This window comes from Vibrio sp. 1CM24A, assembly GCF_023161725.1.
GTDB classification, from domain to species: domain Bacteria; phylum Pseudomonadota; class Gammaproteobacteria; order Enterobacterales; family Vibrionaceae; genus Vibrio; species Vibrio coralliirubri.
In genome coordinates this window covers 131,336-148,667 of sequence record NZ_JALNTS010000008.1, presented here as the reverse complement: position 1 = coordinate 148,667, position 17,332 = coordinate 131,336, and the positions used below count along the sequence as shown (strand labels likewise).

The 17,332-nt window shown below is 45.4% G+C and carries 17 protein-coding genes and 1 other RNA gene; 11 read left to right on the top strand and 7 right to left on the bottom strand.

All coding sequences use genetic code 11. The annotated features are described in order from the left end of the window. The first annotated feature begins 2 nt into the window (after positions 1-2). A complete protein-coding gene (parC, locus tag MSG38_RS18320) occupies positions 3-2,261 on the top strand; it encodes a DNA topoisomerase IV subunit A (protein ID WP_248368437.1) in 2,259 nt (752 codons plus the stop codon). A gap of 102 nt (positions 2,262-2,363) precedes the next feature. Here parC and degS read toward each other — a convergent pair whose 3' ends face one another. The 3 genes from degS to zapG form a co-directional block, all read right to left on the bottom strand. Further along, positions 2,364-3,428 carry an outer membrane-stress sensor serine endopeptidase DegS gene (gene degS / locus MSG38_RS18315; protein ID WP_017061430.1) on the bottom strand — a complete coding sequence of 355 codons (1,065 nt, stop codon included), beginning with the start codon at positions 3,426-3,428 and terminating at the stop codon, positions 2,364-2,366. Between the two features lie 158 nt (positions 3,429-3,586). Beyond that, positions 3,587-4,942: a Do family serine endopeptidase gene (locus tag MSG38_RS18310; RefSeq protein WP_048609680.1), complete on the bottom strand. Its 1,356-nt coding sequence runs from the start codon at positions 4,940-4,942 to the stop codon at positions 3,587-3,589. A gap of 126 nt (positions 4,943-5,068) precedes the next feature. Then, positions 5,069-5,524 (bottom strand): Z-ring associated protein ZapG, encoded by a 456-nt coding sequence (gene zapG, locus MSG38_RS18305; protein ID WP_019824592.1) that lies wholly within the window; start codon positions 5,522-5,524, stop codon positions 5,069-5,071. A gap of 219 nt (positions 5,525-5,743) precedes the next feature. Here zapG and zapE point away from each other — a divergent pair, with 219 nt between their 5' ends. The 8 genes from zapE to sspB all read left to right on the top strand — a co-directional run bounded on the left by zapE (position 5,744) and on the right by sspB (position 12,083). Continuing rightward, a complete protein-coding gene (gene zapE, locus MSG38_RS18300) occupies positions 5,744-6,847 on the top strand; it encodes a cell division protein ZapE (protein ID WP_248368435.1) in 1,104 nt (367 codons plus the stop codon). 247 nt (positions 6,848-7,094) lie between these two features. Next, entirely contained in the window at positions 7,095-7,523 is a 429-nt protein-coding gene (gene rplM, locus MSG38_RS18295) for a 50S ribosomal protein L13 (RefSeq protein WP_010434689.1), read from the top strand. A 13-nt stretch (positions 7,524-7,536) separates the two neighbouring features. After that, positions 7,537-7,929: a 30S ribosomal protein S9 gene (gene rpsI / locus MSG38_RS18290; RefSeq protein WP_004740758.1), complete on the top strand. Its 393-nt coding sequence runs from the start codon at positions 7,537-7,539 to the stop codon at positions 7,927-7,929. A 330-nt stretch (positions 7,930-8,259) separates the two neighbouring features. Next, complete coding sequence (petA, locus tag MSG38_RS18285; protein ID WP_017061434.1) at positions 8,260-8,850, top strand: ubiquinol-cytochrome c reductase iron-sulfur subunit; 591 nt, start codon at positions 8,260-8,262, stop codon at positions 8,848-8,850. Continuing rightward, the gene (locus tag MSG38_RS18280; RefSeq protein WP_017061435.1) at positions 8,850-10,115 is read left to right on the top strand and encodes a cytochrome bc complex cytochrome b subunit; all 1,266 of its coding nucleotides are present in this window, start codon (positions 8,850-8,852) and stop codon (positions 10,113-10,115) included. Before petA ends, MSG38_RS18280 begins: the two co-directional genes overlap by 1 nt. Next, positions 10,112-10,849: a cytochrome c1 gene (locus MSG38_RS18275; RefSeq protein ID WP_048614931.1), complete on the top strand. Its 738-nt coding sequence runs from the start codon at positions 10,112-10,114 to the stop codon at positions 10,847-10,849. Before MSG38_RS18280 ends, MSG38_RS18275 begins: the two co-directional genes overlap by 4 nt. Before the next feature lie 97 nt (positions 10,850-10,946). Then, positions 10,947-11,582, top strand: a complete 636-nt coding sequence (gene sspA / locus MSG38_RS18270) for a stringent starvation protein SspA (protein WP_009848943.1) — start codon at positions 10,947-10,949, stop codon at positions 11,580-11,582. A 6-nt stretch (positions 11,583-11,588) separates the two neighbouring features. Further along, a complete protein-coding gene (sspB, locus tag MSG38_RS18265) occupies positions 11,589-12,083 on the top strand; it encodes a ClpXP protease specificity-enhancing factor (RefSeq protein ID WP_017072808.1) in 495 nt (164 codons plus the stop codon). A 91-nt stretch (positions 12,084-12,174) separates the two neighbouring features. Here the strand turns inward: sspB and MSG38_RS18260 are convergent, their stop codons facing one another. The 4 genes from MSG38_RS18260 to MSG38_RS18245 are packed head-to-tail and all read right to left on the bottom strand — an operon-like array spanning position 12,175 to position 15,592. Beyond that, positions 12,175-12,780 (bottom strand): BON domain-containing protein, encoded by a 606-nt coding sequence (locus MSG38_RS18260; RefSeq protein WP_017059276.1) that lies wholly within the window; start codon positions 12,778-12,780, stop codon positions 12,175-12,177. A gap of 16 nt (positions 12,781-12,796) precedes the next feature. Further along, on the bottom strand, positions 12,797-13,387 hold the full coding sequence (locus MSG38_RS18255) for a phosphoheptose isomerase (protein ID WP_004729817.1): 591 nt from the start codon (positions 13,385-13,387) through the stop codon (positions 12,797-12,799). A 2-nt stretch (positions 13,388-13,389) separates the two neighbouring features. Continuing rightward, entirely contained in the window at positions 13,390-13,788 is a 399-nt protein-coding gene (locus tag MSG38_RS18250; protein ID WP_248402365.1) for a YraN family protein, read from the bottom strand. Further along, a complete protein-coding gene (locus MSG38_RS18245; protein WP_048618224.1) occupies positions 13,775-15,592 on the bottom strand; it encodes a penicillin-binding protein activator in 1,818 nt (605 codons plus the stop codon). The genes MSG38_RS18250 and MSG38_RS18245 overlap by 14 nt, the downstream gene beginning before the upstream one ends. A 61-nt stretch (positions 15,593-15,653) precedes the next feature. On the opposite strand from MSG38_RS18245, the gene rsmI reads away from it, so the two are divergent. Together rsmI and rnpB are read left to right on the top strand one after the other, a co-directional pair. Next, positions 15,654-16,520 carry a 16S rRNA (cytidine(1402)-2'-O)-methyltransferase gene (gene rsmI / locus MSG38_RS18240; protein WP_019824587.1) on the top strand — a complete coding sequence of 289 codons (867 nt, stop codon included), beginning with the start codon at positions 15,654-15,656 and terminating at the stop codon, positions 16,518-16,520. Between the two features lie 176 nt (positions 16,521-16,696). After that, positions 16,697-17,136, top strand: an RNA gene (gene rnpB / locus MSG38_RS18235) — RNase P RNA component class A. Positions 17,137-17,332: the final 196 nt, after the last annotated feature.

Sequence of the window (17,332 nt, the reverse complement as noted above, 5' to 3'; positions counted from 1 at the left end):
GGATGTCTAACGAAATTACATATGATGGCGTTGAACAGCTGCCAATGCGCAAGTTCACCGAAGATGCCTACTTAAATTACTCAATGTACGTGATTATGGATCGTGCATTGCCGTATATCGGTGATGGCTTGAAGCCAGTACAGCGTCGTATTATCTACGCGATGTCTGAGCTAGGCTTGTCGGCTGCATCGAAATACAAAAAATCAGCACGTACCGTTGGTGACGTATTAGGTAAGTATCACCCACACGGTGACTCTGCTTGTTACGAAGCGATGGTATTGATGGCGCAGCCTTTCTCTTACCGCTACCCATTGGTCGATGGTCAAGGTAACTGGGGTGCTCCGGATGACCCGAAATCGTTCGCTGCGATGCGTTATACCGAAGCGAAATTATCTAAGTTTGCTGAGGTTCTTCTAGGTGAACTAGGTCAAGGTACTGTTGATTGGCAACCAAACTTTGATGGCACCATGAAAGAGCCTCAAATGTTGCCTGCCCGTCTGCCTCATATCCTGCTTAACGGTATCACTGGTATCGCGGTAGGTATGGCGACCGATATTCCACCACACAACGTGCGTGAAGTCGCTAATGCAGCCATTCACCTAATTGATACGCCTAAGTCTGAGCTTTCAGATGTGATGGGTTTCATTCAAGGTCCAGATTACCCGACAGAAGCTGAGATTATCTCTCCGAAATCGGACATCGAAAAGATCTACCGTACTGGACGTGGCAGCATCAAGATGCGCGCGGTTTGGCACAAGGAAGGCTCTGATATTGTTATCACGGCTTTACCTCATCAAGTGTCAGGTGCGAAGTTACTAGAACAAATCGCCAACCAGATGCGCGCTAAGAAGCTGCCAATGGTTGACGACTTGCGTGATGAATCGGATCACGAGAACCCAACGCGTATTGTTGTCGTTCCTCGTTCAAATCGTATCGACTGTGACCAATTGATGAGTCACTTGTTCGCGTCTACAGATCTAGAGAAAAACTTCCGCGTTAACTTGAACATGATTGGTTTAGATAACCGTCCTCAAGTGAAAGGCTTAGTTCAAATCCTGAAAGAGTGGATTGAGTTCCGTCGCACAACGGTTCGCCGTCGTTTGCAGTACCGTTTAGATAAAGTACTAGCACGTTTGCACATCTTAGAAGGTTTGCTTGCCGCTTATCTTAATATCGATGAAGTGATTGAGATCATTCGTACAGAAGACGAACCATGTCCTGTGCTAATGAGCCGTTTCAACATTTCTGAAATTCAAGCCAATGCGATTCTTGATATTAAACTTCGTAACTTAGCTAAGTTAGAAGAGTTTAAGATTCGAGCTGAGCAAGAAGAGCTTGAAGCTGAACGTGAAAAGCTTGAAAAGCTACTCGGTTCAGAGCGTCGCTTGAATACGCTGATCAAGAAAGAAATCCAAGCAGATGCGGATAAATATGGCGATGATCGTCGTTCGCCTCTGATTGAGCGTGCTGAAGCGAAAGCGCTAACAGAGCGCGACTTAGTACCAAGCGAACCAATCACGGTTGTGTTGTCTGAGAAAGGTTGGATTCGTCATGCTAAAGGGCATGAGGTTGATGCTGAAGGCTTGAACTACAAATCTGGTGATAAATTCTTGGCGAGCGCTAAGGGTAAGAGTAACCAACAAGCGGTATTCCTGGGCAGTGATGGTCGAAGTTACTCCCTTGAGTCTCATTCATTACCGTCGGCTCGAAGCCAAGGTGAGCCTATTACAGGCCGCCTGAACGTCAGCCCTGGCACTTCGATTCGCCAAGTGGTGATGGGAGAGAATGAGCAGCTATGGTTAGTGGGTTCTGATGCTGGGTACGGTTTTGTTTGTAAAGGCAGTGATTTATTGTCTAAGAACAAGAGTGGTAAAGCGTTAGTTAACTTGCCACAAGCTTCTGAAGTGATGTTGCCAAGCCCGATTGCTGACTTGGACAGTAACCAGATTCTGGCGATTACTAATCAAGGCCGCATGTTGTTGTTCCCGATTAAAGACCTACCTCAGTTGAGTAAAGGTAAGGGTAACAAGATCATCAACATTCCTTCTGCGAAAGCAAAAGAGCGTGAAGAGTTTGTCTCGCATCTTATGGCTATCCCAGAGAATGCGACGCTGACTATCTACGCCGGTAAACGTAAGCTTGGTTTGAAACCTGCGGATCTTGAAAACTTCCGTGGTGAACGTGGTCGTCGTGGTGGTCTACTGCCTAGAGGACTACAGCGAGTGACTCGCATCGATATCGAAGAGCAAAGTGAATCGTAGAGATACTTGAAACAATCTTTAGATAAAAGAAAACCCAGCCTATGAGCTGGGTTTTTTGTACTTGTGTATTAGCAGCTTGAATCACTGCTTACAGAGTTTGCTCTACAGGCGAGTATCTTCGGCGATGGTCACCTTTAAGGTTTTGCTTTCACCTTGGCGCAATATACCCACATCGATAACTGTACCCGGTCGCAGGTCGGTAACGATATCCATTACACTCTGGCGACCATTTACTTGGTTATCGTTGATACTGACAATAATGTCTTGAGCTTCAAAACCCGCATCGGCAGCCGGACCATTAGGGTCTATCCCCAACACAACGATCCCGCCGATATTCTTAGTACCCAACATGCGTGAGGTGACTGAGTTGATGTCTTGTCCATCGATACCAATATAGCCACGAATCACACGACCATCGGCGATGATTTTTTCCATGATTTTATTAGCAAGCGGATAGGGGATAGCAAATGAGATCCCATAGGTTTCCATGTCGGTAGCTTGTTGGAAAGAAGCGGTATTGATACCGACTAGCTCACCTTGTGAGTTCACCAGCGCGCCACCTGAGTTACCTTCATTGATTGCCGCATCGGTCTGGATAAAGGCTTGATGGCCATCAGCACTGATCGAAGAGCGGCCGGTTGCAGAGATGATACCGAAGGTTGTTGTTTGACCTAGGTTGTATGGGTTACCGATAGCCAGTACTACATCACCGACGTTGGCTTTGTAATTAGGATTGAGTGGGATCACTGGTAGGTTGTCACCGCTGACTCTAAGTATCGCGATATCGGTGCGCTTGTCTGAGCCAACCAATTGTGCAGCGGCAACTCGGCCATCTTGAAGTGCCACAACTATTTGGTCTGCTTGAGCCACTACATGGAAGTTGGTAATGATGTAGCCTTTTTCGCTAACAATCACCCCAGAGCCCAAACCTTGAGTGAGCAGTTTGTTGCGATCGCTTTCAGCGTATTTACGGCTATAAATGTTAACCACTGCAGGTGCCGCACGGCGAACTGCTTGATTAAATGAAATCTGAAGAGAGCCAATATTATCGACTTTAGGGCTAGTGACGTCAGCAACAATCGCTGGTCTTAAGCTCGGGAATGCGAGAAGAATAAGCGCCGCTGAAACGAGTCCAAGGGAAATAGAACGAAATAGAAAGGACAGCATGTTTCCCTCTTCAACAAGTAAGGTGTGAAGCCTCCATCAATGGATGACTGACTTGATTACAAGTGAAGCATAGCATTTTGATTGATCTAAAGAAAAGGGAGACTGAGTAAGTTTAAAGCAAACTTACTGAGCCTCCCTGTAATTGCGCTGACGTAAGACTATCGAATTACAAGATAGATAGTTCGGTCGCCTCGCTGGATATTAAGCGCCAGTACACCAGGTTGTTTTTCAAGAATCTCTCTAAACTCAGCAAGGTTCTTAACCGTTTGACGGTTTACTCCGATGATGATGTCATCTTTCAGAAGTTGATAGGCTTCGGCTGGTGAGCCTTGAGCAACATTCGATACCTTGACGCCCGTTGCCGAGTCACTCTCTGTTGTGTTGGTTAACTCAGCACCGGCCAGTCCTTCATGGAGCTTCTCAGCCTGTGTTTTATTATTGGTGGATTCACCAAGCGTCACATCAAAGGTTTTGCTCTTACCGTCACGAACCACACCTAGCTCAATCTGCTTACCAGCGCCGAGTGTTGCGACCTTAGCTCTTAACTCGCTGAAGGTATCAATGCGTTTGCCATTAATAGAGACAATGATATCGCCCGCTTTCAGTCCTGCTTTATCTGCTGCGCTGTCAGGGACGATTTGGCTAACAAAGGCGCCCTTACTTGATTCATAACCGAGTGCTTCTGCCAATTCGGAGGTCACTTCTCCGCCTTGAACGCCAAGCATGCCGCGTTTTACTTCACCGAAATCGAGAATTTGTTCTGTCAGGTTTGTCATCATATTAGAAGGGATTGCAAAGCCGATACCGACATTACCTCCGTTAGGGCCAAGAATGGCGGTGTTGATACCAATTAGCTCACCGTTGAGGTTCACTAGCGCGCCACCAGAGTTGCCGCTGTTGATTGCTGCATCGGTTTGAATGAAGTTTTCAAAGTTTTCTAGATTCAGGCCGCTACGACCGAGCGCAGAAACAATACCGGATGTTACGGTTTGCCCAAGTCCGAATGGGTTACCGATCGCGACACTAAAATCACCAACTCTTAGTTTGTCTGAGTCTGCGACTTTTATCTGGGTAAGGTTCTTGGCTTCTTCTAATTTTAGCAGTGCGATATCAGACATCTGGTCGCCGCCGATAAGCTCAGCATCGTACTCTCGACCATCATGCAGTTTTACTTTTATATCGTCCGCGCCATTAATGACATGGTAATTGGTCACGATATGACCTTTCTTGGCGTCAATGATGACTCCAGAGCCTAATCCGCGGAATGGACGCTCTCGTGTTTGTTCGGGACCAAAAAAGAATTGAAATTGTTCAGGGATTTGCTGACGTTGTACCTGTTTGCCTTCTACGGCAATACTAACCACAGCGGGGGTCACTTGTTCAAGCATAGGAGCAAGGCTCGGTAATTGTTCATTACCCACACTTAATGGCAGTGCGGCTGTTGCTTGAATGGGGGTGATGATTGAACTTAAGCTTAAAGTCAGTACTGATAAAGCAAGCAAAGGTTTTTTCATCATAAACTCCTCTCTAGTTAAGGTCTTAACCCTCTTATACGTTTAATAAGTATGAGAAGTTTCAAATGACCTGAGTGAAAGTTATGACTCAAAAACCTTTGTAAAGTTCACAGAAGTGTTAAATGTTTACGATGCTTTTGCTGTTACAACATCGGGAGCATCCATGATTTCTTTCTTCTGCTCTGTAAATAAACCGGTTGCGCCATTAGCGTAATCTTTCGGTTGTTCCTCAAGTGTCGCCTCTTTTGCTGAAGACTTCTCTTGTGGTTTGTCCGAATGGGCAGCGGCTGTTTTCACAAACGGGTTATCTTGCTCTGGCAGGTTAGGAATCAGCTCTGAGCTTGTTTTTTCCATGTGTTGGTACAGTTTTGTGTAGTCTTTACCTAAGGTGTCCAACATTTCTGCGGATTTCGCAAAGTGATCAGCCAGCTCTTGTCGCTGCTGCTCAAGGGCAAACTTTGCGCTATCTAATTCTTTCTGTACGTTCTTTTGTTTTTTGTATTCAGGTGTCATGAGACGAGAGATAGCGACCCCTAAAATAACTCCGACTAGTAAACCGGCAACGGCATACATCCAAGGCATAACAGCTCCTTATTATTGTTTTTTAACATGTTTGTTACTGCTTAGTTACACGTGATACGGCTCCATGGTACTATGAGAAAGCCGCAGTATAAAGAGAAATGCGTGTGCGCTAGTTAGCAGTTTGATGCTGCATTATTCACCACATCACGTTATTCCTCGTACTGTTTGGGCTCATTTTTAGTTGTTGTCTGATATTGCTTTCATTGTGGAAATGTCGTCATGAATCCCATTAAAAAATACGAACAAGATATAAAAGAACATGGATTTCAAAGAGATCCAGCACAAGAGCAAGCCGTTAAATCTTTAGATGAACTCTTTCATCAATTTCAAGATTACATGAATACGCCCATTCCTCAACTGACTCGCTTCCAGAAATTACTGGGCAAAAAGCCAGAACTGCCACAGCCACCGAAAGGTCTCTATTTTTGGGGGGGCGTAGGGCGAGGAAAAACGTACTTAATGGATACGTTCTACGATGCCTTACCGACCACTAAAAAAATGCGTGTTCACTTTCACCGCTTTATGTATCGAGTTCATGATGAGCTAAAGGCGCTAGGTAATGTGAGTGATCCATTGCCTTTAGTCGCAGACAAGTTGAAGGAAGAAGCGGACATTATCTGTTTCGACGAATTCTTTGTTTCAGACATCACCGATGCGATGATCCTAGGAACCTTGTTCCAAGAGTTATTTGCTCGAAACGTTATCTTGGTTGCGACCTCTAATATCCCACCTGCGGATCTGTATCGCAACGGGTTACAGCGAGCGCGTTTCTTACCGGCCATTAAGCTCATTCAAGACAACTGTTATATCCTTAATGTCGATAGTGGCATTGATTATCGTCTACGCACCTTAGAACAGGCTGAGATTTACCATTACCCGCTAGATAGCCAAGCGAATATCAATCTCGAAAAGTATTACGCTCAGCTGGTTGGCGAAGATAAAGAGAAGCTTAAGCAGATAGAGGTTAATCACCGTCAATTAGATGTAGTCGAAGCGAGTGATGGCGTACTGCATGGTACTTTTGCTCAGCTTTGTCAGTCGGCTCGTAGCCAGAACGACTATATTGAGTTGTCTCGGGTTTATCACACGGTTCTATTGGCGGATGTGTTGCAAATGGGCGCGACTTCAGATGACGCTGCGAGGCGCTTCATTGCATTAGTTGATGAGTTCTACGAGCGCAATGTGAAACTGATTATTTCAGCGGAAGTGGAGCTAGAAGAGCTATACACCCATGGTCAGCTAGAGTTTGAATTTAAACGTTGTCAGTCGCGTTTAATTGAAATGCAGAGTCATGAATATTTGGCAAAAGAACACTTAAGTTAGCTTTGATTATCTCGAATAAGAAATAGAATTAAAAAAATCGTGATTTTGTTCAAAAAGAGGTGATTTTTTCTTCGCTCTTCTCTATAATCCTGCGACCTACCGTTACTGCGGGCCTCTAGCGATGAGTAAAATCACGTTATGCCAAGAGTTTTCCAACACTCGAAGGGGTGATGAATGGTAACTCTTAGACAGTGGGAATACGCGAGTATTCCTTAAGTGTAAATTTTTTAAATAGGTAATTATTAGCATGAAAACTTTCGTTGCTAAACCAGAAACTGTAAAACGCGACTGGTATGTTGTAGACGCTGAAGGCAAAACTCTTGGCCGTCTAGCAAGTGAAATCGCTTCTCGCCTACGCGGCAAGCACAAAGCAGAATACACTCCTCACGTAGACACTGGTGATTACATCATCGTTGTTAACGCTGAGAAAGTTGCTGTAACTGGTAACAAAGCTAAGGGTAAGGTTTACTACCGTCACTCTGAGTTCCCAGGTGGTCTTAAAACTATCACTTTTGAAAAGCTAATTGCTAAGAAACCAGAAATGGTTCTAGAACTAGCAGTTAAAGGTATGCTTCCACGTGGTCCTCTAGGCCGCGCGATGTACCGTAAGCTTAAAGTGTACGCTGGTACTGAGCACAACCATGTTGCTCAACAGCCACAAGTACTAGACATCTAAGGGGATTATGAAAATGGCAGAGAATCAATACTACGGCACTGGTCGTCGCAAAAGCTCAGCAGCTCGTGTTTTCATCAAACCAGGCTCTGGTGAGATCGTAATCAACAAGCGTAGCCTTGATGTTTACTTCGGTCGTCCAACTTCTCGTATGGTTGTTAAGCAACCTCTTGAGCTAGTTGAACTAACTGAGAAACTTGACCTTTACATCACTGTTTCTGGTGGTGGTATTTCTGGTCAAGCTGGCGCAATCCGCCACGGTATCACTCGCGCTCTTATGGAGTACGATGAAACTCTACGTCCTGCTCTACGTGCAGCTGGCTACGTTACTCGTGACGCTCGTTGCGTTGAACGTAAGAAAGTTGGTCTACGTAAAGCACGTCGTAAACCTCAATTCTCTAAGCGTTAATTTTTCTTTACGAAAAAGTACACGCTCCCAGTTTTACGACTGGAATTGTGGTTCAAAGCTCGGCTATATGCCGGGCTTTTTGTTTTTATACCCCCTCTAAACGCTTTCCCTCCCTCGTTTTATTTCCAAATTCTTATATTTAGAAAGCTTTTGTAACCCAATGTGCGCTTTGCCTCATGATTGTTACAAAAAGGTAGCTTTATCTTGTCAAAAAGTAGGGTTTTATTTATCATTTGCCGTCAATAAATAGAACTAAATACATATTTTGTTAGCCATGCTCTTTAATCGGAATTATTTCAATCCACAAGGAGCAAATGGGAGAATGTTTGGATGAGCAACGCGCCTTTAAATAACGGTCGCAGGCGTTTCTTAACCGCAACAACAGCCGTTGTTGGTGGTTTAGGAGCAGCTGCTGTAGCCGTGCCTTTTATTAAATCATGGAATCCGAGTGCCAAGGCGAAAGCTGCGGGCGCGCCGGTGGAAGTGGAAGTCAGTAAGTTAGAACCGGGACAAATGGTTCGTGTCGAGTGGCAAGGTAAACCTGTATGGGTTGTACGCCGTGCTGAGTCGGTACTAGAAAACCTAAAATCGATCGGTGGTCAACTTCGTGACCCTCAATCTGAAGCTGAACAACAACCAGAATACGCACAGAACGAGTTCCGTTCAATTAAGCCGGAATTCTTCGTTGCTGTTGGTTTCTGTACGCACTTAGGTTGTTCTCCAACTTACCTGCCGGATTCTTTTGCAGAACAAGTTCAGGGTGTTAAGTCTGGTTTCTTCTGTCCTTGTCATGGTTCAAAGTTTGATATGGCAGGTCGAGTATTCCAAGGCGTACCAGCTCCATTGAATCTTGTTGTACCAAAGCATATGTATTTGAGTGACACTAAGATCATGATCGGTGTGGACGAGGGAGACGCGTAATGCAAGGATTGCTTGATTGGGTAGAGAAACGTCTACCCGCGATGAATGCTTATAAAAAGCATTTATCTGAATACCCAATGCCTAAGAACTTTAACTTTTGGTACCTTTTCGGTTCTTTGGCAATGTTGGTACTGGTTAACCAAATCCTTACGGGTATTTGGCTAACAATGAACTACGTACCGTCAGGTGAGGGTGCATTTGCTTCTGTTGAATACATCATGCGTGATGTGGAATACGGTTGGCTACTACGTTACATGCACTCAACAGGTGCTTCGGCATTCTTCGTTGTTATCTACCTGCATATGTTCCGTGGCCTAATTTACGGTTCTTACCAAAAACCTCGTGAGCTACTTTGGATCTTCGGTATGTTGATCTTCTTAGTGCTTATGGCTGAGGCTTTCATGGGTTATCTACTACCATGGGGTCAAATGTCTTACTGGGGTGCTCAGGTAATCATTTCTCTGTTTGGTGCGATCCCTGTTATCGGTGATGACCTAACGCTTTGGATCCGTGGTGACTACATCATCTCTGGTGCAACGCTGAACCGTTTCTTCGCACTGCACGTTATCGCTCTACCAATCGTACTTCTGCTGCTTATCGTACTTCACGTACTAGCACTGCACGAAGTGGGTTCGAACAACCCAGACGGTATCGAGACGAAACTTCCTAAAGGCACAATGGGCGACGACTACAAAACGCAGTTCCCATTCCACAAGGATTACACTAAGAAATACGACATCATTGACTCTATTCCTTTCCACCCATACGGGACCGTGAAAGATATGGTTGGTGTGGCCGGTTTCCTATTCTTCTTCTGTTATGTGCTGTTCTTTAACCCAGAGATGGGTGGGTTCTTCCTTGAGCCGCCAAACTTTGAAGCTGCTAACCCACTGAAAACACCAGAGCACATCGCTCCGGTATGGTACTTCACGCCGTTTTACGCAATTCTGCGTGCTGTTCCTGATAAGTTGCTAGGTGTTGTAGCAATGGGCGCATCTATTGTTGTGCTATTCCTACTACCATGGTTCGACCGTTGTAAAGTGCGTTCTTACCGTTACCGTAGCAAACTTCATTTGATTAACATCATCCAATTCACAATAAGCTTTATTGCGCTTGGTGTACTTGGTGCGCTTCCAGCAACGCCAACATACACACTACTGGCTCAAATCTTTAGCTTAGGTTACTTCATGTTCTTCGTTCTACTGTGGTTCTACAGTAAAAATGAAGCGACGAAACCATTACCAGAAAGGGTGACATTCAAATGAAAAAGTGGATTGTAATTTTATTTGCTATGTTGCCGTCACTGGCGATGGCAGCGGGTGCAAACGTACCATTAGACAAAGCGAACAATGATTTAACAGACAAAGCTTCATTGCAAAATGGCGCTAAGATGTTCATGAACTACTGTTTTGCTTGTCACTCAACGCAGTACCAGCGCTATGAACGTGTTGCGAATGATTTAGAGATCCCAGTTGATCTTATGAAGGAAAATCTGATTTTCGACCCTGAAGCGAAAATTGGTGACCTGATGGTTAATGCTATGCCTTCTGATCAAGCGGCAAGTTGGTTTGGTGCTCCGCCACCAGACCTAACATTGGTTGCTCGTGTTCGTGGCGCAGACTGGCTGTACACTTACCTTCGTACTTTCTATGAAGATCCGTCTCGTCCATTTGGCGTGAACAACATTGTTTTCCCAAGCGTTGGTATGCCGCACGTTCTTGAAGAACTGCAAGGTATCCCAACACCAATCTACGATACTCATATGGTAGATGGCGAGGAAGTGACGGTGGTTGTTGGCACTGAGACTGATGGCTCTGGCGAATTAAGTGCTGGTGAATACGACGAAGCAGTTCGTGACCTTGTTAACTTTTTGGTTTACTCGGGCGACCCAGTTCAACTTGAGCGTCACGCTATGGGTTGGTGGGTAATGGCCTTCTTAGTAATCTTCACTATCATCGTGATTTTGCTGAAGAAAGAGTATTGGCGTGATGTGCACTAATTGTGCTATAATACCGTGCTAATTCCCAAATTATGTTAATGTTCAATGGAGGCTTTAGGCCTCCATTGTTTTTATTTAAAGTGTACTGGAGGGCTCCATGGCTGTAGCTGCCAATAAACGTTCTGTAATGACTCTTTTCTCAAGTGCTTCTGATATGTATAGCCATCAGGTGCGCATCGTTCTTGCTGAAAAAGGCGTAAGTGTTGAAGTTGAGTTGGTTGATGAAAAAAATCTACCAGCAGAGCTTGTTGAACTGAACCCGTACAAATCAGTACCTACTCTTGTTGATCGTGAGCTTGCTCTATATGACTCAAAGATCATCATGGAATACCTAGATGAGCGTTTCCCTCATCCACCGTTGATGCCTGTATACCCGGTTGCTCGTGGTAACAGCCGTCTAATGATGTACCGCATTGAGCGTAACTGGTATTCAGTTGCAGAGAAGATCGTTAAAGGCAACGCTGAAGAATCTGAAGCAGCTCGCGTTAAACTGCGCAACGACCTACTGACTCTTGCTCCTATCTTCGCTGAGTATGAATACTTCATGAGCGAAGAGTTTAGCCTAATTGACTGCTACCTAGCTCCGCTACTATGGCGTTTACCTGAGCTTGGTATCGAACTAATTGGTCCTGGTTCTAAAGAGCTTAAGATTTACATGAACCGCGTATTCGAACGTGATTCATTCCTAGCTTCTCTAACTGAAGCTGAGCGTGAGATGCGACTCGTTCGCTAAGCGTTTATGGATATTTCTAATATGACTCCACGCCGACCATACATGCTTCGTGCATTTTATGAGTGGCTGGTTGATAACGAACTAACTCCGCACCTTGTTGTTGAAGCAACATTACCGGGTGTGCGAGTTCCAGAAGAGTTTGTTCAAGATGGTCAGATCATTCTGAACATCGCGCCTCGTGCGGTTGGACAACTTGAACTGGGTAACGAAGCTGTGACGTTTAGTGCTCGCTTTAGTGGTCGTCCACACTCTGTGATCGTTCCGCTTTACGCAGTACAAGCGATTTATGCTCGTGAAAATGGTGCTGGTACCATGTTTGAACCTGAAGAGGCTTACATGGAAGCGTTTGAAGAAGGGATTGAAGAAAGTCCTTTTGAAGAACCAGAAAAAGGCCCATCTTTGAGCGTAGCAACGGCAGACGTAGATGCAGAAGAGCCTGACTCAGATCCTGAGCCACCTCGTCCAGCGAAAGGTCGCCCAAGCCTTCGTGTTATCAAATAACGTTAGTTAAATAACGAACCAAATAAAAAAGCAGCGACTCGTCGCTGCTTTTTCTTTTCTGCTTTATAGCATTCAATTGACTGGCTTTAGGCTAGTTAACAGCCGTCTCTTCTTCACCATATTCAAACGCTCGAATGACCTGTTTTACGCCAGAGATATTACGTGCAACTTCTGTCGCGATATCGGCATGCTCTCGAGTCACGAGTCCAAGCAGGAATACTTCTGAATCCTCAGTAATCACTTTTACTTTGATGCCGTTAAGCTCAGCATTCGCAAGTAGAGCTGATTTCACCTTAGTGGTAATCCAGCTGTCTTTACTGATCGCACTCACAGACAATGGCTCTTTCACTCGAACTTGATTGTGGATGCTCTCAACGCCAGCCACTTCTTTGGCTTGGTTTTCAAAAGCGCGACGTTCTGAATCTGTTGTCGCTTGCCCCATCAGTACCACCGAACCTCGGTATGAGCTTGCGGTGACACGCACGTTGCCACGGAATGGTTGTTTATTGGTAATCGCTGCAACTTCAAATTCGATGTTGTTGTCGTTCCAAATCTCTTTGGTGGTTCGTGTATCTGTGACTAGGTTTGCAGTGGTTGCAGCACCAGCAATGAAAATGCCAGCACAACCAGACAGAGACAGTGTAAGTAGCGAAACACTAATCAGCTTAAACAGCCTCATAGAGGTTAATGATTTCATTGTGATGCTCCGTATATCACTCTTCGTGAGCAGGGAAGAGTACTTGATCGATTAGGTCACATAGGCAGTGTAGTGTCACCATGTGTACTTCATGAATGCGCGCTGTACGGTGTGAAGGGATACGAATCTCTACATCGTGTTCACCAAGCAAACCTGCCATCTCACCACCATCTTTACCGGTAAAGGCGATGATGGTCATGTCGCGAGTTACCGCCGCTTCCATTGCCTTGATGATGTTCTTGCTGTTACCGCTAGTCGAGATCGCCAACAGGATATCACCAGTTTGGCCAAACGCACGCACCTGCTTAGAGAAGATCTCTTCATAGTGGTAGTCGTTAGCCACAGCCGTTAGCGTGGTGTTGTCTGCTGTGAGTGCCATTGCTGGAAGGCTAGGGCGCTCTGTTTCAAATCGGTTCAGTAGGCACGATACAAATTGCTGAGCATTCGACGCCGAACCACCATTACCACAACAAAGAATTTTGTTTCCGTTAAGCAAGGTCGCAACCATGGCTTGAGCGGCATGCGTGATTGCGTCAGGCAGAGCTTCTGCAGCAGCAATTTGGATTTGAATACTTTCTGTGAAACTTTCTTTAATGCTGTCTAGCATGTTTATCCTTGGGTAATCGCGTTTTGAATCCAGTCGATAGTGTTATTCGGCCCTTCAATGGCAACAATATCAAACCTGAAATCTGTAGAGTGCACCGACAAGCCTTGCTGCATAAGCCAAACATTGGCTGTTTTGAGCAGTTTCTGTGACTTCTTGGCAGTCACCATTTCGGCGGCATGTCCGTAGCGGGTTTGCTTGCGGTATTTTACCTCAGCAAACACAACCGTATTGTTATGGCGCATTATAAGATCAATCTCGCCACATTTTGCTATGAAGTTTTGTTCTATTAACGATAAACCGTGGTTAATCAGATAAGATTTTGCCACGGTCTCGTATTTATCACCCACTTGTTTGTGGGTGATGCTTGGTTTGGATAGGAACTTTCGGCTAAAAAGCCCCATGCTCTGCCCAGCTTATTTCACGTTGAACCACACAGTTGTTATCGATGGTTAGCACACCCGTTTCACCTGGAATGCTGTAACCCTGTACGGCTTTCATCTGTGGCAGTGCATCCATTAGGTAGTATGCATCCATTCCCAGTGCTTGCAGACGCTTTTGGCCGTTTGAGTGTGCAGGCCATAGGTCGTTGAGCTCTTTATTAAGCTCGTTTTTGTTCTCAACCAATAGTGGGATGTCGCTGTAGAACACGCCGGTTAGGTCTTCATACTGCTTATCACCGCTGTTGCTGCGTGAATTTGAGAACAGAGCGGGTTGGCTCGCATCTGGGTTAATTGCAACTTCAATGAAGGGTTTGATTAGCGTTAGCTCTGAGTTCTTAGCCACAATGTAGACAGAATCGATATCACGACGGCTGCGTGGCTCTGTTTCTAGGTCTAGGTTCAGTAACCCATCCATTTGAGCGATACGTTGTTGGCTCTCTTGCAAGCCAAATACCTGATTCACATTACGTTGCAGTTGGCGTTTGTCAGAGAACAAGCTGATAGCCACATCGTTGCTGCTGTATTTTTTCCACTCTTCTTTAAACGCTTGCTCAACACGCTCACCTAAACGTCCTCTTGGCGCAAGGATAAGCGGATACTTGTAGCCTTGAGCAAATAGGTGTTTCGCTGCCTGAGCAACTTCTTGTTCTGGCGATAGAGCGAGATAACAAATGTTAGTATCAGGTTCTAGTTGCGTTGGAATGTTCAGAGCTAAAGCTGGAATCGAGTTTTCGTGGTTTTTCTGCGCTTGCTGAAGCTTAGTGATGTTGCTCTTGATCAGCGGGCCAACGATGAAATCAACGTTGTTCTCTTCCAGTGTCGCTTTAATCTCAGCTGCACTTTGCACGTTGGTATCCATTACCGTCAGCGTTGCATCTTCTTCACGCTCTTTGTCATTCATCATCGCAAAGATGAAACCGTCACGCACAAGTTGTGCTTGCTTGCCGTACTTACCGGTTAGAGGCAGTAATAGTGCAGTGCTGGTTGGCTTGCTGATCTCTAGCGCTAAGATGTCAGTGATCGCCTGAGGTGTGTATGTCGCTGCTGGGTGTTGAGGATTCTCTGCTAGCCAATCAGACAGGGTTTCCTGCAGGTTTGGAAGGTTTGAGTTCAGCGTCTTCATGTAAATCGCCAGCTGTAACCAACCTGCAAGAACGTCTTCTGTAGGCGACGTCTTAAGCTCTAGAATCTCATATTGAGAGTAGCTATTTAGGTTTTGCCAAATACGGTCAGCAGCTTGTTGTTGGAGCTCGTCGTCAGCGTCTAGATATTCTGAATAAAGAACTAACTCACGGCTTGCTTCAAAATACTCGCTTTGCATTTCAGAAATGTTCGCGCGTATCTCGTGATAATCTTTCCACTGCTCGTTCGGAAGTTTCCACCAAGGCTGGAAGTTCAGTTGGCTATAAGCTTGTTCAGGCTGCGAGTTATTCACCAACAGTTGAGCGCGTGCTAATTGCCATTCCGCTTGTTGCGTCTCGCTCAACTCTTGTTTTGCTAAGCGTTTGATAAGCAGAGTTGCTTGATCGGTTTTTCCAGCTTGCACAGAAGCCTTAAGTGCCATGATTAACCAGTCGTTTTGTAGACTTCCTTTGCTACTATCCGCCTGCATCATGTAACTTTCAGTTGATTGCGCTGGATCTAGTGTAATATCAACGCTCGTTGGTGCTTGAGGACCTGAAGAACAAGCCGCCAATGTAATTGCTAATGCAATTGGAGTTAGTAAGCGTGGTACACTGAGTCTCTTATGGTTCATCGTTGCCATGAGTTCTTTAAATTCCGTATAAATTTGTATCTATATTAATCGTTGAAGTGATGGTAAACAAATGACAGATAACAAAACCTTGCTCACAGAGAGCCCAACTCTCTACATTGTGCCAACCCCAATCGGAAATTTGGGAGATATCACTCAAAGAGCAATTGAAATTTTATCAAGTGTCGATGTTATTGCAGCCGAAGACACACGCCACACGGGTAAGCTGCTTGCTCACTTCAATATATCAACCAGAACGTTCGCTTTACATGATCATAATGAACAAACTAAAGCACAAGTTCTAGTCGAAAGGTTATTAGAAGGTCAGTCTATCGCATTAGTCTCTGATGCGGGTACTCCTTTAATTAGTGACCCAGGTTACCATCTTGTCTCACAATGTCGTCAAGCGGGTGTGAGAGTTGTGCCACTTCCTGGTGCTTGTGCTGTGATTACCGCGTTGAGTGCTTCTGGTTTACCGTCAGATCGTTTCAGTTTTGAAGGCTTCTTGCCACCAAAGAGCAAAGGTCGTAAAGACAAGTTCTTAGAGATCGCAAAGGCAGAGCGCACATGCATCTTCTATGAATCACCACACCGTATTTCAGATTCTCTACAAGATATGCTCGAGATTCTTGGCCCTGACCGTGAGGTTGTATTGGCGCGTGAGCTAACCAAAACCTTCGAAACCATCCAAGGGCTGCCACTTGGTGAACTTATTGAGTGGATTGAAGAAGACGCGAACCGTAAACGCGGTGAGATGGTGTTACTGATTCACGGCCACCGTGAAGAAGCGAGCACAGAACTGCCAGACGAAGCGACTCGCACACTAGGCATTCTAACCAAAGAGCTGCCTCTTAAAAAAGCGGCGGCGATGACAGCAGAAATCTACAATCTGAAAAAGAACGCTTTATACAAATGGGGCCTAGAGCACCTAGACAACTAGAAACCTCTTTATAGAGTAGCTAACCTGTATTGAAAAGCTTGTGAGGAATGATGGTATTGCCGTCATTCCTCTTTTTTTGTCTTAATTGTGTAAAAATCACGCAGTTGCTTAGAGGTTTGCACCATATTTGTGATCTCGCTAGACACTGCACCCTAATCTCTATACAATCCGCCCTCGGAGTTGAACGGGTAATCGCTGCTTTGCTGATGTCCTTCGGGAGACTGACGTTGAGGTCCTTCGGGAAACTGACGTTGAAGTCCTTCGGGAGACTGGTAGAGGGGAGGAACGTCCGGGCTCCATAGAGCAGGGTGCCAGATAACGTCTGGGGGGCGCGAGCCCACGACAAGTGCAGCAGAGAGAAGACCGCCGATGGCCTCATTTCTTCGGAAGGGGCACAGGTAAGGCTGAAAGGGTGCGGTAAGAGCGCACCGTGCGACTGGCAACAGTTCGTAGCAAGGTAAACTCCACCCGGAGCAAGATCAAATAGGCCCTCACATTGCGTTGCTCGCGTATGGGGGCGGGTAGATTGCTTGAGCCTGTGAGCGATTGCAGGCCTAGACGAATGGTTACCGCCGCGCAAGCGGAACAGAACCCGGCGTATGTGTCAACTCCACCTATATAAAGAACCCATCATTACTTAACGGTAGTGATGGGTTTTTTGCTTTATATTGACGTAAATTATTTAGATTTCCTTAGAATCCTTCACCCTGATATGAGCTTGGGTCAAAAATTCCCAAAGCCTATACACAATATGGTGGAGATACGGCGTGAAATCAGTACACTAAAACGTTAATAGAACAAATTATTGCCGA

Coding starts and splice junctions, on each gene's coding strand:
- parC (WP_248368437.1), top strand. CDS start 3: ATGTCTAACGAAATTACATATGATGGCGTTGAACAGCTGCCAATGCGC.
- degS (WP_017061430.1), bottom strand. CDS start 3,428: ATGCTGTCCTTTCTATTTCGTTCTATTTCCCTTGGACTCGTTTCAGCG.
- MSG38_RS18310 (WP_048609680.1), bottom strand. CDS start 4,942: ATGAAAAAACCTTTGCTTGCTTTATCAGTACTGACTTTAAGCTTAAGT.
- zapG (WP_019824592.1), bottom strand. CDS start 5,524: ATGCCTTGGATGTATGCCGTTGCCGGTTTACTAGTCGGAGTTATTTTA.
- zapE (WP_248368435.1), top strand. CDS start 5,744: ATGAATCCCATTAAAAAATACGAACAAGATATAAAAGAACATGGATTT.
- rplM (WP_010434689.1), top strand. CDS start 7,095: ATGAAAACTTTCGTTGCTAAACCAGAAACTGTAAAACGCGACTGGTAT.
- rpsI (WP_004740758.1), top strand. CDS start 7,537: ATGGCAGAGAATCAATACTACGGCACTGGTCGTCGCAAAAGCTCAGCA.
- petA (WP_017061434.1), top strand. CDS start 8,260: ATGAGCAACGCGCCTTTAAATAACGGTCGCAGGCGTTTCTTAACCGCA.
- MSG38_RS18280 (WP_017061435.1), top strand. CDS start 8,850: ATGCAAGGATTGCTTGATTGGGTAGAGAAACGTCTACCCGCGATGAAT.
- MSG38_RS18275 (WP_048614931.1), top strand. CDS start 10,112: ATGAAAAAGTGGATTGTAATTTTATTTGCTATGTTGCCGTCACTGGCG.
- sspA (WP_009848943.1), top strand. CDS start 10,947: ATGGCTGTAGCTGCCAATAAACGTTCTGTAATGACTCTTTTCTCAAGT.
- sspB (WP_017072808.1), top strand. CDS start 11,589: ATGGATATTTCTAATATGACTCCACGCCGACCATACATGCTTCGTGCA.
- MSG38_RS18260 (WP_017059276.1), bottom strand. CDS start 12,780: ATGAAATCATTAACCTCTATGAGGCTGTTTAAGCTGATTAGTGTTTCG.
- MSG38_RS18255 (WP_004729817.1), bottom strand. CDS start 13,387: ATGCTAGACAGCATTAAAGAAAGTTTCACAGAAAGTATTCAAATCCAA.
- MSG38_RS18250 (WP_248402365.1), bottom strand. CDS start 13,788: ATGGGGCTTTTTAGCCGAAAGTTCCTATCCAAACCAAGCATCACCCAC.
- MSG38_RS18245 (WP_048618224.1), bottom strand. CDS start 15,592: ATGGCAACGATGAACCATAAGAGACTCAGTGTACCACGCTTACTAACT.
- rsmI (WP_019824587.1), top strand. CDS start 15,654: ATGACAGATAACAAAACCTTGCTCACAGAGAGCCCAACTCTCTACATT.